General features: G+C 68.2%; 12 protein-coding genes. 2 read left to right on the top strand and 10 right to left on the bottom strand.

Translation table 11 applies throughout. From position 1 onward, the window contains the following. Positions 1-2: 2 nt before the first annotated feature. From ASF65_RS11065 to ASF65_RS11045, 5 genes are all read right to left on the bottom strand, one after another. Entirely contained in the window at positions 3-1,790 is a 1,788-nt protein-coding gene (locus tag ASF65_RS11065) for an EAL domain-containing protein (protein ID WP_055888823.1), read from the bottom strand. Positions 1,791-1,828: 38 nt separating this feature from the next. Beyond that, complete coding sequence (locus tag ASF65_RS11060) at positions 1,829-3,259, bottom strand: HAMP domain-containing sensor histidine kinase (protein ID WP_055888821.1); 1,431 nt, start codon at positions 3,257-3,259, stop codon at positions 1,829-1,831. Positions 3,260-3,308: 49 nt separating this feature from the next. Further along, the gene (locus ASF65_RS11055) at positions 3,309-4,622 is read right to left on the bottom strand and encodes an aminotransferase class I/II-fold pyridoxal phosphate-dependent enzyme (protein WP_055888819.1); all 1,314 of its coding nucleotides are present in this window, start codon (positions 4,620-4,622) and stop codon (positions 3,309-3,311) included. Between the two features lie 294 nt (positions 4,623-4,916). Next, complete coding sequence (locus ASF65_RS11050) at positions 4,917-5,615, bottom strand: OmpW family outer membrane protein (protein ID WP_055888817.1); 699 nt, start codon at positions 5,613-5,615, stop codon at positions 4,917-4,919. Between the two features lie 145 nt (positions 5,616-5,760). Next, entirely contained in the window at positions 5,761-7,188 is a 1,428-nt protein-coding gene (locus ASF65_RS11045; RefSeq protein ID WP_055888815.1) for a HAMP domain-containing sensor histidine kinase, read from the bottom strand. 186 nt (positions 7,189-7,374) lie between these two features. On the opposite strand from ASF65_RS11045, the gene ASF65_RS11040 reads away from it, so the two are divergent. Next, positions 7,375-8,172, top strand: a complete 798-nt coding sequence (locus ASF65_RS11040; RefSeq protein ID WP_055888813.1) for an outer membrane beta-barrel protein — start codon at positions 7,375-7,377, stop codon at positions 8,170-8,172. Positions 8,173-8,245: 73 nt separating this feature from the next. On the opposite strand, the gene ASF65_RS11035 is transcribed toward ASF65_RS11040, so the two are convergent. Genes ASF65_RS11035 through ASF65_RS11015 form a run of 5 tightly spaced genes read right to left on the bottom strand, consistent with a single transcriptional unit; the run spans position 8,246 to position 12,655 of the window. Further along, a complete protein-coding gene (locus ASF65_RS11035; RefSeq protein WP_055888811.1) occupies positions 8,246-9,169 on the bottom strand; it encodes an isoaspartyl peptidase/L-asparaginase in 924 nt (307 codons plus the stop codon). A 22-nt stretch (positions 9,170-9,191) separates the two neighbouring features. Further along, the gene (locus tag ASF65_RS11030; protein ID WP_055888810.1) at positions 9,192-9,941 is read right to left on the bottom strand and encodes an SDR family oxidoreductase; all 750 of its coding nucleotides are present in this window, start codon (positions 9,939-9,941) and stop codon (positions 9,192-9,194) included. Continuing rightward, positions 9,932-10,960: a 2-dehydropantoate 2-reductase gene (locus tag ASF65_RS11025; RefSeq protein ID WP_055888807.1), complete on the bottom strand. Its 1,029-nt coding sequence runs from the start codon at positions 10,958-10,960 to the stop codon at positions 9,932-9,934. Before ASF65_RS11025 ends, ASF65_RS11030 begins: the two co-directional genes overlap by 10 nt. Next, positions 10,957-11,658: a creatininase family protein gene (locus tag ASF65_RS11020; protein WP_055888806.1), complete on the bottom strand. Its 702-nt coding sequence runs from the start codon at positions 11,656-11,658 to the stop codon at positions 10,957-10,959. Before ASF65_RS11020 ends, ASF65_RS11025 begins: the two co-directional genes overlap by 4 nt. Continuing rightward, a complete protein-coding gene (locus ASF65_RS11015; RefSeq protein ID WP_055888804.1) occupies positions 11,606-12,655 on the bottom strand; it encodes a GntR family transcriptional regulator in 1,050 nt (349 codons plus the stop codon). The genes ASF65_RS11020 and ASF65_RS11015 overlap by 53 nt, the downstream gene beginning before the upstream one ends. Before the next feature lie 129 nt (positions 12,656-12,784). On the opposite strand from ASF65_RS11015, the gene ASF65_RS11010 reads away from it, so the two are divergent. Next, entirely contained in the window at positions 12,785-14,389 is a 1,605-nt protein-coding gene (locus tag ASF65_RS11010) for an ABC transporter substrate-binding protein (protein WP_244486615.1), read from the top strand. Positions 14,390-14,407 lie beyond the last annotated feature (18 nt).

The following is a 14,407-nucleotide window of genomic DNA, read 5'->3' as shown; positions in this document are numbered from 1 at the left end:
CGTCAGATGTTCTGCCGGATGAATTCTCGCGCGGCCGCCTTGGTCATCGGCTTGGCGAACAGGAACCCCTGCGCTTCCGTGCAGCCGTTGGCGGAGATGTAGTCGAGCTGGGCCGAGGTCTCGACGCCCTCGGCCGTGGTGGTCACGCCGATCTTCGACGAGAGTTCGAGGATCGACTTGATGATCGCCACGCTCTTGGCGTCGCCGTTGATCGCCTGCACGAAGCTGCGATCGATCTTGATCTTGTCGAAGCGGAAGTTCTGGAGCGAGCTCATCGAGGAATAGCCCGTCCCGAAATCGTCGATCGACACGCGCACACCCAGTTCCTGGACCGAACGCAGGAAGCCGACCGTCTCGGGCTTGAGGGCCAGAAGCGAGCTTTCCGTGATCTCGAGCTCGAGGCGGCTCGGGTCGAGGCCCGTCGCCGCCAGCGTGTTGACGAGGACCGGCAGCATCTCGCCGTGCCCGATCTGCAGCGCCGAGACGTTCACGGCAATGCCGATGTCTTCCGGCCATTCCGCCGCCTCGGTGCAGGCTTCGCGCAGCACCCAGTCGCCGAGCGCCACGATCAGCCCGGTCTCCTCGGCCAGCGGAATGAACTGGTCCGGGGCGATCGTCCCCTGCGTCGGGTGGTGCCAGCGCACCAGCGCCTCGAAGGACTTCAGCTTGGCGGTCTGGGCATCGAAGAGCGGCTGGAAGTTCAGCTCCAGGCATCCGTCCTGCACCGCGTGACGCAGGTCCATTTCCAGGATGCGGCGGGTGCGCCGTTCCTCCAGCATCGCCGGATGGAACACCTTCACGCCCCGCTTGCCGTCGGCTTTCGCCGCATACATCGCGGTGTCGGCGGCGTTCAGCGCCTCGTCGATGTCGCCGAAGGCCGGCGAGAGGAGGGCAAGGCCGCAGGACGCGCCGATCTCGCAGGAGAAGGCGCCGAGATCGAAGGGCTGGCACAGCCGCTCGACGAGGGCTTTCGCGACACGCTCGGCGTCCGGCGCGTCCGCGCCCTCGAGAACGATGGCGAATTCGTCGCCGCCGAGCCGCGCGGCGAAGGAGGGCGCGCGGATCGACGCGGCGAGGCGCTCCGCGACCCCCGCGAGCACGACGTCGCCGACCTCGTGGCCGCGCTCGTCGTTGACCGCCTTGAAGTTGTCGAGGTCGAGGAAAAGCAGCGCCGCCGTCGCCTCGTTGCTGCGCGCGAGGGCGCTCGCCAGGCGCTCGCGCAGGGCCGAGCGGTTGGGAAGCTGCGTCAGGGCGTCGTGATAGGCGAGAAAGCGCAGGCGGTCCTCGGATAGGCTGAGGTTGTCGCGCTGCTCTTCGACGCGCGTCTCCAGCGCCGCCTGCTCGGCGCGGGCGGCGTCGAACGCCTGCTTGCGCGAGATCTGCGTCTGGATGCGGGCGAACGCGATCGCGAAGTCGACCGGCTTCGTCACGTAGTCGTTGGCCCCGTCCTCCAGGCACGCCACGACATCGGCGCTTTCGGACTTGGCGCTCACCATGACGATCGGCAACTCGGCCTGCGAGCGGGTCTGCCGGATGCGGCGCAGCACCTCGTGGCCCGACATGTCCGGCATCATGATGTCGAGGAGCACGAGGTCGAAGCGCTGCGTCTCGACCGCCTCGAGCGCGGGCAGGCCGCCGCTCGCCTCGACCACCTCGAAGCCGCGCCGCACGAGGCGGCGTGTGAGAATCTCGCGGTTGTCCTGGACGTCGTCGACCACGAGGATGCGAGGCGCTGCCGAGGTCGCCGCGGCGGACGTGTCGCGCGGGAGGGGGATCATCTGGGACGACATGATCGGATCTCGAAGACTTGTCGAAGGGGAGGGGCTGGTCATGCGGCGAACTCGGCGGCGCCGGATCGCATCAGCTCCGACGGCGTGTCGGGCTCGTGGCACCGCGGTTCCGCTTCGAGGTGGGCGGGCAGGCGGAGGGTGAAGCAGGAGCCCTCGCCGTGCTTGCTGGCGACGGAGATCTCGCCGCCCAAGAGGATCGCCTGCCGCTTGGTCAGCGACAGGCCGAGGCCGGTGCCGCCGTATCGGCTGCTGGTCGACAGTTCGGCCTGCTCGTAGTCGGCGAAGATGCGCGAGAGCGCTTCCTTGCGCATGCCGATACCGCTGTCGGTGACGGCGAGCGTCAGTGTGTTCTCGGCGCCCCCGCTCAGCGTCACCGAAAGCTGGATGGTGCCGTTGGCGGTGAACTTGGCGGCGTTGCTGAGAAGGTTGAGCAGCATCTGCCGGACCACCGTGCGGTCCGTCGTGACGCTGGCCGAGGCGTTGGGGCAGATCAGGACGAGGCGGTTGCCGTTCTTCTCGACCATCGGCTGCGTGTTGGCGACGACGTCGTCGCACAGCTCGCGCAGCGTGAAGCGCGAGGGCTTCACCGGCTGCTGGCTGGCGCCTTCGCCGTCGAGGTTGAGGACGTCCGACACCAACGACAGGAGATGGCGCCCGGCCATGTTGATCTTGCGGATGTCGGAGGCCTTCGTGTCGGCGGACGGGGCGTTCATGTCGCATTCCTCGAGAAGGATCTCGGAGAAGCCGATGATGGCGTTGAGCGGCGTGCGCAGCTCGTGGCTCATCTTGGAGAAGAAGCGGCGGCGCGCCTGGCTGCTGCGCTCGGCGGCGCTGCGTGCCTTCTCGAGCTCGACGACGGCCAGGCGGTAGCGCTCGGCCTCGGTCTCCATCTCGTCGCGCAGCGCCGTGACGCTGGCGTAGTAGATCGCCATCCAGCTCATGTAGACGGTCGCCGCGGCGATCGACAGCCAGCCGAGGATGCGCAGCGCCGCAGTCGGCACGATGGGGGCGAGGCCCCAGTATTCGGCCGCCATCAGGAAGATCAGGATGTCGAGCGCGAACACTGTCAGGATCAGGCGCTGGCGCTCGCCGTGATAGAACAGGCCGAGCAGGAGGGCGACGATCAGCCAGGGCAGGAAGGGCGAGCTGAACCCGCCGTAGAAGAAGGTGCCGAAGAGCGCCGTCGCGGTGAGGAGTTCGAACGACAGGAACGAGGCGAGCTTGATGTCGCCGGTGGCGCGCAGGAGGAACGGCAGCGTCCAGAACGAGCAGATCGCCGCGATCATGATGATGAGCGGCGCGTCGACGCTCGGCGAGGTGAAGAAGAGGAACAGCCCCATCGGCTGCGCGATGATCGGGCCGAACAGGTGCGTGAAGACGAACACCCGGATCATCTCGTTCTCGGACCGGCTGCGGCCGGCCGAACCCGGTGCGAACCAGGCCAAAACTCCGTCGATCCAGGCGTTCAAGACGTCTCCCCCTCGTTTTCGCGTCGTCCCGGCTGCTGAGCCTGCCCGATCAGGAAGCGATCGCGAAGCGCGGTCCCTCGCCGCGGGCGAGCGTGGCGCGCGCCGCCTGCATGCCGGTCTCCATGTGCTGGGCGGCGAGCGCCACCTCGGCCGCCGAATGCGTCGCCATCACCTGCAGGCGGAAGCGGGCGAGACCCTTGCCGACGGCCGGGAACTCGACGAGGTTCGACACGAGGCCGAGCGTCGGCAGGATCTTGGCGGTCAGGCGCGCGAGCTTCTCGTCGCCGGTCTTCACCGAGACGATGGCCGACGGATCGCCGTAGACGCCCATGCCGCGCTCCTCGATCTGCCGGCGCAGCGACAGGACGTTGTCCATCAGGCGATCGCGAAGCGCCGCGCCTTGGGCGGAGCGCACGATCGACAGGGCCTGTCCGATGATGGCGACCTGCACCGGCGAGAGCGCGTTGGAGAAGGTGCAGGACGGGCTGTAGAAGCGCAGGTACTCCTTCACCGCGCGCTTTCGCGAAGCGACGAAGCCGCCGTTCGAGGCGAAGGTCTTGGAGAACGACCCCATCACGAGATCGACCTTCCCGAGCATGCCCTGCAGGCCGATGTGGCCGGTGCCGTCGGCGCCGAGGCATCCGAGGTCGTGGGCGACGTCGACCATCAGCGTCGCGCCGAACTCGTTCGCCAGAGCCTGAAGGCCCGCGATGTCGGGCGTGTCGCTGTCCATCGAGAACAGGCTCTCGGTGACGATCATGATCCCGGCCTTGGGATCGCGGGCGCGGATCGTGCGCAGCCGCTCGCGGCAGTGCTCGTTGTCGAGGTGGCGGAAAAGAACGACGTTGCGGGTCGCGGCCTGCGCGCCGGTCTGGAGGCAGGCGTGGGCGAGCGCATCCATGACGATGTAGTCGTGCGAGCGCACGAGGCCCTTGATCACGCCGAAGCCGGCCGCCCAGCCGGTCGGGTAGAGGACCACCTCGTCCATCCGGAGAAAGTCGGCGAGCGCACGCTCGAGGACGAGGGAGCTCGCGGTGTTGCCGACGAGGGCGGGCGAGCCCGCGGAGTGGACGCCGATCTCGTCGATCGCGGCGTGGGCGCTCGCGCGCACCGCCGGATGGGCGCAGAGGCCGAGATAGTCCTGCGAGGCGAAGTTGACGCCCTCCATCAGGACGCCGCTGTCGTCGCGCACGCCGCAGGTCGAGGCGGGGCCGGTCTCGGTGGCGCGCGAGAAGGGCCAGACGCCATGTCGCCGCCGCTCGTCCTGCCAGTCGAAGAAGCGTTCGCAGCGGTCGAGGAGGTTGGTGTCTTCCATCACGCGGAAGTCCCGCATGCTGCCCGTCAGCGCCTTTTCGCTCGTCATCGTCGGTGCTCCTGTTGAAGGGTCTTGTCTTGTTGTTTGGCCGTGATCCTATCGCGTGGGAGATAAAGTTCGGTGAACGGAAGAAGTCATTGGAGGATTGGATACTGAATTGCTAACGAGGGAAGCAAGTCGAGTATGCTGTATTGCAAAGACGACCATAGTAAATAATGTCGATACGCCTGCAACGGAGGCGTGCATACTGCGGAGCGGGTCGCGCCAAACGAAAAGGCCGCCCGGCTCTTTCGAGACGGGCGGCCTTGGAGAGATGCCGAATGCCTGATGGGTGCGTCGGGCTCAGAAGCGGAAGGTGATGCCGCCGGAGAGCACCAGCGGGTCGAGCTTGACGTCCGCTTCCACAGGCGCGCCGCCGAGCGACCCCTTGGCCGAGGTGCGAAGCCGCGCCTTCTTGACGTCGAGGAAGACGCCGAACCGGTCGTTGACCATCATGTCGACGCCGACCTGCGCGGCAATGCCGACGGCCGGATCGACGTCGAGGCCGCTCATCGCCCCGTCCTTGTTGTCGAAGACGAACATGAACATCGGGCCGAGGCCGACATAGGGCTGGAACCAGCCCCATTCGCGCACCTGATACTGCAGCGTGAGGGCGGTGGGTCCGTAGAGAATGCCGCCGACGCGGCCGAACGGGGCGGCCGTGCCCGCACCGTCGATGTCGATGTCGGGCGGGAAGCCGCCGGTGAAGGCGAGCGACATGTTGGGGTTCAGCCGGTAGCCGACCTCGACGAGGCCCGTCAGATGGTCGTCGATCGAGATCGTCGCGCCCGGAACGACCGCGCCGCCGACCTTCATCACCGCGCCCTCGCTCGGCATGATGCTCGCGACGCCCGTGCGGACGAAGAAGCGGGACGGGCCGGAGCCGGCCGGTGCCGCCGCGACCGGTTCGCCGGCGGATGCGTCCACGACGTCGGCTGCCCTCGCGCCGTTCGCCGAGAGGCAGAGCGAGAAAAGGAGAAGGGAGAAGAGATGCCTCGTCATGGCGGAGCCTTGGCGCGATCCTGCGGAAGGATGGGAACCCGTGGTCCGACCCGGCGCGTCGCCACCACCCGGTCGATTCCCGTATTCTCTATCCATCAGAGGATGAAGAATGGTTAACGCACCCCCGAACTGGGCGCGCAGGTGATCAGGCCGCGTGGGCCAGATCGCGGACAGTGCGGGACGCAACGCGCGCCTCGACCACCGCACCGCGCGGCAGGGTGATCGTGAACGTGCTGCCCGAACCGGCGACGCTCTCAGCCTCGAGGGTGCCGCCCAACGCCTTGGCGAGGCGGTGGACCAGCGTGAGGTTGAGGCCGGTGCCGCCGTATCGTCCGTCCGCCGCGTCGCGGTCGACGCTGAAGGTTTCGAACAGGGTTGCCAGAACCTCCGGCGGGATGCCCGCGCCCGTGTCGGTGACGCAGATGCGGAACAGGGCGGTGTCGGCGCAGGGTTCCGCGCTGACACTGACGAGACCGCCCGGCGTGTGGGTCACGGCATTCTCGACCACCGCATCGAGGATCTGGATCACCCGTTGCTCGTCGCCGCGCAAGGGGCCGATATCGGCCGCGCACGTCACCGCAATCCGGGTGCCGGCCGCGCCCGCCCGCTCGCGGTGGCGATCGGCGACGCCCGCCAGAACGGCGTCGATCGCGAGCGGCCGGGCATCGAAGGTCATGCGGCCGGCCTCGATCTTCGAGAGGTCGAGGATCATGTTGATGAGGCGCAGGAGGTACTGGCCGGCGTCGAGAATCTTGTCGACGTCCTTCTCCATCATAGCGTCGCCCTCGTCGACCGCGTCCTCCTTCAGGATCTGGCCGTATCCGATCACCGCGTTGAGCGGGGTGCGCAACTCGTGGCTCATGCGGGCGAGGAACTCCGAGCGGGCGGCGGTCGCCGCCTCGATCGCGATCACGGCCCCGCGCAGTTCCTCGGACACGCCCCGGCGGCGGCGCACCTCGGCTTCGAGCTCGCGGCTCGCGTCGAAGATGCGCCCGTAATAGATCGCCATCGTCGCGACATAGCAGAGCGCGGCGAGCGTCGAGACGATGCCCAGACCATGCTGGGCGTATTCGGGCAGGTCGTTGCGCTCCGGCTGGATGCACAGGTAGAGCGCGAAGAAGATCGAGAAGCAGGCCGCCGAGATCAGGAGCAGACGCACCCGCACCTTCGGGTCGCCGCCGATGTAGAAGAGCGACAGGATCGGGATGATCAGGATCCAGGGCGTCGTCGGCGAAGTCACACCGCCGTTGTGGTAGAGGCTGAGAAGGATGCAGAAATTGAGGTTCAGCACCGAGGCCGACACGAGACGCGTGTAGGAAATCCCCGCCTTCAGGAGGAAGGGGAAGAGCCAGAACGCGTTGATCGAGAGGCCGAGGGCGAGAAGGTCCCAGCCCGGCGTCGGATCGAGGAGATAGAGCGCCAGCGGCACGGAATTGCCGAGGATCGGACCGAACGTATGGCTGATCAGGAACATGCGGGCGCAGTTGGCCGCTTCGCGGTGCTGCGCGATCTCGGGCGGGATGAAGCGCTGAAGCAGGCGGAAATAGGCGTCTGAGAACGCTCGGCTGGACATGGCGCATCCGCTGGACGGGAAGGGCGCCGCGATCCGCGGCACCTTCTGATCGCACCACCATCTGCGCGAGCCGCTTGCCTGCGCGTTAATGAGGCAGAGGCTATCGCGCAGCAGTATTAACCATTCCTTCAAATCCGGACGATAATCCTGTCGCAAGAGAGACGTATCCACGCGGTGGGACCGGCCATGACCCTGACGACGAAACTTGCGCTCGCATCGCTTCTGATGGCGGCGCCGGCAGCCGCCGCGGACCTGACGATGCCCGAGCCCGTGGCCGTCGTTCCGATGGAAGCCCCGATCGACTTCACCGGCTTCACCGTCGGCGGGTTCCTCGGCGCGGCCTATTCCGACGGCCAGGCGGATCTTGGCGCCTACGACGGATCACTGATCCGTCTCGACGTTAGCAACGGCCTGTTCCCCCAGTCGATCGACGACAGCGATACCGGGTTCCTCGGCGGCGTCAGCGTCGGCTACAACCACCAGTTCGGCCAGTTCGTCGCCGGCGTCGAGGCGGACATTTCCTGGCTCGACCTCAACCCGCGCGCCGGGCTGAACCTGCGCGATCCCAATCCCGATCCGCAGTTCAACAACGTCCAGACGATCACGTCCTACGAGACCGACGTGGAAGCGCTCGGCACCGTGCGCGCCCGCCTCGGCGTGGCCTTCGACCGCACCCTCGTCTACGCGACGGGCGGCCTTGCGATCGGCGACGTGACGAACCGCTTCGCCCTGTCGATTCCGGAATTCGGCTACAACTCGCCGGACTGGAGCACGAGCGACACGCTCTACGGTTACGTCGTCGGCGGCGGCATCGAGCACAAGCTGACGCAGTCGATCAGCCTGCGCGCCGAAGGCCTGTATTACGATCTCGAGAACACGACCGTGAACGCGGCCGACCCGGTCGCCTTCCCGGGCCAGCGGATTTCCTACGGCTTCGACAACGACGGCTTCATCGGCCGCGTCGGCCTCGCCTACACGTTCTAAGTCGAAATTCCCGGCGGCGAGCGATCGCCGCCGGCGGGCGCGCGGGCTTCAAGAGCGCCCGCTGATTGGGCGCTCAGTAGATCGCGGTGACCGGCGCCTCGCCGGACCGCACGTGACCGCGATACATGCCTTCCGAGTTGAACGGCAGCGCGACGTTGCCGTGGCGATCCACTGCGACGAGGCCGCCCGAGCCGTCGTTGGGTGCGAGCACCCGGTGCACGACATGATCAGCCGCCGCATCGAGGCTCTCGCCGAGGTGGCGCATGCGCGCTGCGATCTCGGCCGCCGCGCCATAGCGGATGAAGACCTCGCCGTGCCCGGTGCCGGACACCGCACAGATGTCGTCCGCCAGCGTTCCCGCCCCGATCACCGGTGTGTCGCCAACGCGACCCGGCGCTTTTCCGGTCATGCCGCCCGTCGAGGTCGCGGCCGCGAGGTTCCCGTGCCGGTCGCAGGCGACAGCACCCACCGTGCCGTGCCGCACGGCCGCATCGGACGACGTCTCGCCGCGCGCCCGCAGCGCCAGCGTCTCCTCGAGCGCGTCCCAACGGTTCTGGGTGAAGAAATAGCTGGCCTCCTCGAAGGGGAGACCCGCCTCGCGCGCGATCCGCGCCGCCGCCTCGCCGATCATCATCACATGCGGGCTCGCTTCCATGACCGCGCGCGCGGCGCGGATCGGGTTTCGCGGCCCGAAGAGCCCGGCCACCGCGCCTGCACGCCGGTCGGCGCCGTTCATCACGGCCGCATCCATCTCCTGACGCCCCGCGCTGGTAAAGACCGCGCCGCACCCGGCATTGAAGAGGGGCTCGTCCTCCAGCGCGCAGACCGCGGCGGTCACCGCGTCGAGCGACGACCCGCCGTCGCGTAGGATCAAGGACCCGGCCTCCAGCGCGCGGGCGAGCCCCGCATGGGTTGCCTGCTCGATCTCCGGCGTCAGCGCCGAGCGCCGGATCGTGCCGGCGCCGCCGTGGATGGCGAGGGCGAAGGTCTGAGACATGCTGTGGTTCCCGATGAAGGTTTCAGGCCCGCCCGCCGTCCACCGACAGGATCTGCCCGGTGATCCAGGAGGCTTCGAGGCTGAGAAGGAAGAGGACGGCGTTGGCGATGTCGGCCGGGCGTCCCAGGCGGCGCAGATGGGTGCCCTCGATCACCTCTGCCTGCCGGTCCGGCCCGAAGGCCTCCCACTGCCGCTCCGTCGAGGGATTGGAGAGGACGAAGCCGGGGGCAACCGAATTGACGGTGACGCCGGCGGGTCCGAGTTCGAGGGCGAGCTGGCGCGTTAGTCCGACCAGCGCGTGCTTGGCGGAGGCGTAGGCCTGGATGCCGGTGAGGCTCGGCCGCAGGCCGGCGCCCGACGAGATGGTGACGATGCGGCCGGCATCGGAGCCCTTCAAAAACGGCACCGCTGCCTGCGCGCACCAGAGAGCGCTCATCAGGTTGGCGTCGAGGATCGCCGTGAAGTCCGCCTCGCCGATCTCTTCCAAGGGGCGACCGATCTGGCCGCGGACGCCGCCGGCGGACGTGACGAGGCCGTCGAGGCCGCCGAGCGCGTCGGCCGCCTCGCGGATCGCGCGGTGCGCATCGTCCCGCCGGCCGAGATCGACGGATACCCGCGCGGCCGCGTTCTCGACCGCATCGAGGCCCGATGCGTCGATGTCGAGCACGGCCACCTTCGCGCCGCTGGCGACGAGCTGGCGCGCGATCGCGCGACCGATGCCCTGCGAGGCGCCGGTGACGACGAAGCGTCGGTCGGAAAGGCTTAGGCGCATGCGGGCAGCATTTCATCGAGGGTTGCGAGCGACTGCTCGCGTCGGCCGGCCTCGAGGTCGTGCACGAGCTCGACGAGGCGCGACAGGGCAGGCGTCGCGATTGCATGACGCGCGCCGATCACGGTGAGGGGTAGGACCTGCGCATCGACCTCGGTCTGGCGCCGGCGCACGGCCAGATCCCGCCAGATGCCGGAATGGGTCTTGGCCGTGTGGCGGTTGTGCTCGGCCATGGCGGCGACCGAACGGCGCGCGGCGGCCGAGCCGGGCGGGCCGGAAAAGGCGTCCGGATCGAACCCGTTGAAGCCGAGCGGCTCGACGCCCTCGGCCCGCGCAAGCTGCATGACCTCGCGGCCGAGCGCGTCATAGACCGGGAAATGCGCGTTCCGCGCTAGCGCGTCGGCCATGGAGTCGTTCGTCAGCGCCGTGGCGAAGAGCAGCGCGCCATAGGCGAGCTTGCCCCAGAGATAGCCCCAGATGTTGTCGGTCATCACCGCCTGCGGCTCGACCAGCTGGAACAGCGCGTGCATCTCGGCCAGCCGCGGCGTCATCGTGCCGTCGAGCTCGCCGAGCGCCATGGCGGCGCGGTTGCCGTAGAGGATGCGCCCGGGCGCCTGCCAGTCGGCACCGAAATTGACGAAGCAGCCCATCGTGCGCGCCGCGCCAAGGCGTTCGGCGATGACCCTCTCGTTCAGTCCGTTCTGGGCGGACACGACGAAGCCGTCGTCGGCGACATGCGGCGCGAGCTGGTCGAGCGCGCCTTCCGTGTGGTGCGCCTTGACGGCGAGGACCGTGCGCCGGAACCGCCCTTCCACCTCCTCCGGGCGGCAGGCACGGACGTGTTGCCGGAAGGCCTCCACCGGTCCTTCGATCGTGAGGCCCTCGCGATTCATCGCCTCGACATGATCGGCGGCGACATCGACGAGGAGGACGTCCTGTCCGGCCCTCTGGAGATAGGCGCCGAGCACCCCGCCGATCGCGCCGGCGCCCCAGATCAGGATCGGCTCGCCGGGCCGGCTCAACGCCAGTCTCCGTCCAGAAGCGAACGGGTCTCCTCGACGCCCACGCGCCAGAGCGCTTCCATCTCGGCGTCGTCGCGCTGGTAGTAGCCGCCGTAGTTGCCGTCACCGACAAGCTCGCGAACGCCCTCGGCGGACCGGTCCTTCAGGCGGTCGAAATCGGCCATCGGCTTCTGCTCGCCGGGAACGGGGCGACCGGGCAGGCGCGTCCAGGGGAAGTTCTCCATCCAGGAGGCGTGGCTCGCCTTCGGGTCGATCTCCTGCACCTTGGCCCAGGCGCGCGGGGCGTTCCACCAGTTGTGGAAGCGCGCGCGCGCGCCCGGCCGCTCGTCCATCCATTCCATCGTGACCGGCTGCACCGGCGAGTTGCCGCCGTGGCCGTTGACGATAAGGACCCGGCGGAACCCGCTGCGGTAGAGGCTGTCGAGGATGTCGCGCACCACGGCCATGTAGGTGACCGTGCGCAAGGAGACCGTGCCGGGATAGGCATTGAAATAGGGCGCCAGGCCGTAGGCGAGGACCGGAAAGACCGGAACGCCGAGCGGTTCCGCCGCCTCGGCCGCCATGCGCTCGGCCAGGATCGAATCGACCGACAGGCTGAGATAGGCATGCTGCTCGGTCGAGCCGAGCGGCAGCACGCAGCGGTCGTCATGCTTCAGATAGGCTTCGATCTCGAACCAGTTGCTGTCGTCTATCTTCAACGGAGGATTCCTCGATGCTGGGCGTCTCGCGCCGCGCCTGGATGGCCGGCAGGAGTTCGGTTCGGATCGCGTGGGGATCGGGGGTGTGGCGGTATTCGATGGCCCTCTGGCCGGGGCGCAGTCGCTCGCGCAGGCTCTCCGCGCCGGTCGCGAAGATCAGCACCTCGCAGCGGTCGAGCACCTCGTCGATCTCGGGCGCGTTCCACAGGCACGCGTCGGTCGCCGAGACGTGCGGGGCGAAGCGCAGGATGCCGGCGCGCATGAGCGCTAGGAACTCGGCGAAGTAGGAGACCACCGCGACGCGCGCCTCGGGCGCGATCCGCGCCAGCTCGATCCGCGTCGTCTCGGTCGGGATGAAGGTCATGCCGACCACCGGCACGTTTGGAAACAGGCGCTGCGCCTCGGCGCGCACGTTGAGCGGGGTCACAACGAGATCGACGCCGGTGGGCCGCGCGTCCTCGGCGTCCCGAAGCGTGGCCGCCAGCACCTCGTCGCGCTCCCGCAGGTGCGTGCGCAGGACGGCCGCATAGCTTTCCGTCGCTTCCGGAAAGATGCCGAGCATCAGGATGCGCAGGGCCCGGGGGCGCGCTCGCGCGTTGGCGACGCGCAGCACGAGTTCCTGGCGGTCGAGGCCGAGACCTTCCGCGAGTTCGACGAGGTCCTCGATGCGCGACTGGAGGATGCGGTGTGCGTCGCCAGCCCCGCTGGCGGGGCTGGCGCCCCGCGTGACGAAGCTGCCGGCCCCGACGCGCCCTTCCATCAGTCCCGACGAGCGGAGCGCGGCATAGGCGCCCGAGACGGTGACCGGCGACACGCCGAGGCGGGCCGCGAGCGCGCGCACCGAGGGCAGCTGGGAGCCGGCCGGCAGGTCGCCCGACGCGATGCCGTATTCGAGCGCGCCGCGGAGCTGGACGCTGATCGGCACCGACAGGCCACGGTCGATCGCCGCCGCGATGCGGTTTGCCGCCTGCTCCAGCTGGGTGTCGAGACTGCTCATGAATGTATCAGTGCACCATTACATCGGCCGCATCAAGCCGGCTGCGTGGTCGGGTGTTGTGCAATTGCAGCATAATCCTGGCGCGAATTTGGACTTGACCGCAGCCGAGAACGGTTCCTAGTGTTACAGATGACCGTAACACTTGAGGGGTTCGCCGGCATGTCACGCAAGTTCCTGCACGCTTCGATCGCCACGCTCGCGCTGATGATGGCGGCGCCACTGGCGGCCGAAGCCCAGACGCTGACGATCGGTGTGCGCGCCGGCCCCGATTCGATCGACCCGCACTGGTCGACGCTCGGCAGCCAGGCCGAAACCCTGCGCCACGTCTTCGACACGCTGGTGGGCGTCGACAACAACCTCCAGCTCCAGCCCGCGATCGCCACGTCTTGGACGCCGACCGGCGAGGACACCTGGGAGTTCAAGATCCGCGAGGGCGTCAAGTTTCACAACGGCGAGCCCTTGACCGCCGAGGACGTCAAGTTCTCGATCGAGCGCATTCCGCAGGTCACCGGCCCGATGTCGATGACGATCTACACGAAGCGCGTGAAGTCGGTCGAGGTCGTCGATCCCACCACGCTGAAAGTCACCACCAACGGCACCGCCCCCTCGCTGCCCAACGATTTCATCCGCCTCTTCATCGTGCCGAAGTCGACCGGCGCGGAGGCGCGCAACGAGGACTTCAACTCGGGCGCCAAGGCCATCGGTTCGGGGCCCTACAAGTTCGTGTCCTGGACGCCGAAGGGCGACTTCGTGGCCGAGCGCAACGAGGACTATTGGGGCGAGAAGCCCCATTGGCAGCGCGTCGTGCGCCGCGAGATCCCGGACGACGCGGCCCGCGTGGCGGCGCTGCGCTCGGGCGGCGTCGATCTCATCAACTACGTGCCGGCGAGCGACTACCCGTCGCTGAAGGGCGACGGGGGCATGGAGACCTTCATCTCCGACTCGCTCTACATCCTGAACGTCCAGCCCGTGCAGAAGGAGACGCTGCCGCAGAAGGTGAAGGTCGACGGCAAGGAAATCGATGCCAACCCGTTCGCCGATCTCAAGGTGCGCACGGCGCTCGACAAGGCGATCGACCGCAAGACGCTCGTGCGCGTCGTCCTGGAAGGTCTCGGCAAGCCTGCCAACCAGCTGATGCCGGAAGGCTTCTTCGGCTATTCCGCCGATCTTCCGGCGCCCGAATACGATCTGGCCGGTGCGAAGGCGCTTCTGGCCGAAGCGGGCTATCCCAAGGGCTTCGAGTTCGACTTCACCTGCACCAACAACCGCGTGCCGGGCGACTCCGTGGTCTGCGAGGCACTGGCGCAGATGTGGTCGCGCGCCGGGCTGAAGGTCAACGCCAATGCGCTGAACGGCACCGTCTTCTTCCCCGCCTCGCAGCGCGGCGACTATTCGGTCCAGATGTCGGCCTGGGGCACGATCACCGGCGAGGCGTCCTACACCTACGGCTCCCTGATCCACACGGCGGACCCGAACATCGGCCTCGGCGCCTTCAATCGCACGGGCTATTCGAACAAGGCCTTCGACGCGCGGTTCGAGGAAGGCCAGCGGACGCTCGACGACGACAAGCGCCGCGCGATCTTCGAAGAGACCTCGAAGATGTCGATGGAGGACCGGGCGATCATTCCGACCGTGATCCTGCAGACCGTCTGGGCGGCGAAGGCCGGAACCGTGAGCTTCCAGCCGCGCGTCGACCAGGAGACGCTCGCCTACCTCATCAAGCCCGCGTCCTGACGCGCGCCGCCGCCCGCG

Origin of the sequence: Aureimonas sp. Leaf324, assembly GCF_001423245.1 — a bacterium.
Classification (GTDB): Bacteria; Pseudomonadota; Alphaproteobacteria; order Rhizobiales; family Rhizobiaceae; genus Aureimonas.
The sequence above is the reverse complement of the archived record's forward strand: the minus strand, read 5'-3'. Positions and strand labels throughout refer to the sequence as shown.

Coding starts and splice junctions, on each gene's coding strand:
- ASF65_RS11045 (WP_055888815.1), bottom strand. CDS start 7,188: ATGTCCAGCCGAGCGTTCTCAGACGCCTATTTCCGCCTGCTTCAGCGC.
- ASF65_RS11050 (WP_055888817.1), bottom strand. CDS start 5,615: ATGACGAGGCATCTCTTCTCCCTTCTCCTTTTCTCGCTCTGCCTCTCG.
- ASF65_RS11035 (WP_055888811.1), bottom strand. CDS start 9,169: ATGTCTCAGACCTTCGCCCTCGCCATCCACGGCGGCGCCGGCACGATC.
- ASF65_RS11040 (WP_055888813.1), top strand. CDS start 7,375: ATGACCCTGACGACGAAACTTGCGCTCGCATCGCTTCTGATGGCGGCG.
- ASF65_RS11015 (WP_055888804.1), bottom strand. CDS start 12,655: ATGAGCAGTCTCGACACCCAGCTGGAGCAGGCGGCAAACCGCATCGCG.
- ASF65_RS11055 (WP_055888819.1), bottom strand. CDS start 4,622: ATGACGAGCGAAAAGGCGCTGACGGGCAGCATGCGGGACTTCCGCGTG.
- ASF65_RS11065 (WP_055888823.1), bottom strand. CDS start 1,790: ATGTCGTCCCAGATGATCCCCCTCCCGCGCGACACGTCCGCCGCGGCG.
- ASF65_RS11010 (WP_244486615.1), top strand. CDS start 12,785: ATGACCGTAACACTTGAGGGGTTCGCCGGCATGTCACGCAAGTTCCTG.
- ASF65_RS11030 (WP_055888810.1), bottom strand. CDS start 9,941: ATGCGCCTAAGCCTTTCCGACCGACGCTTCGTCGTCACCGGCGCCTCG.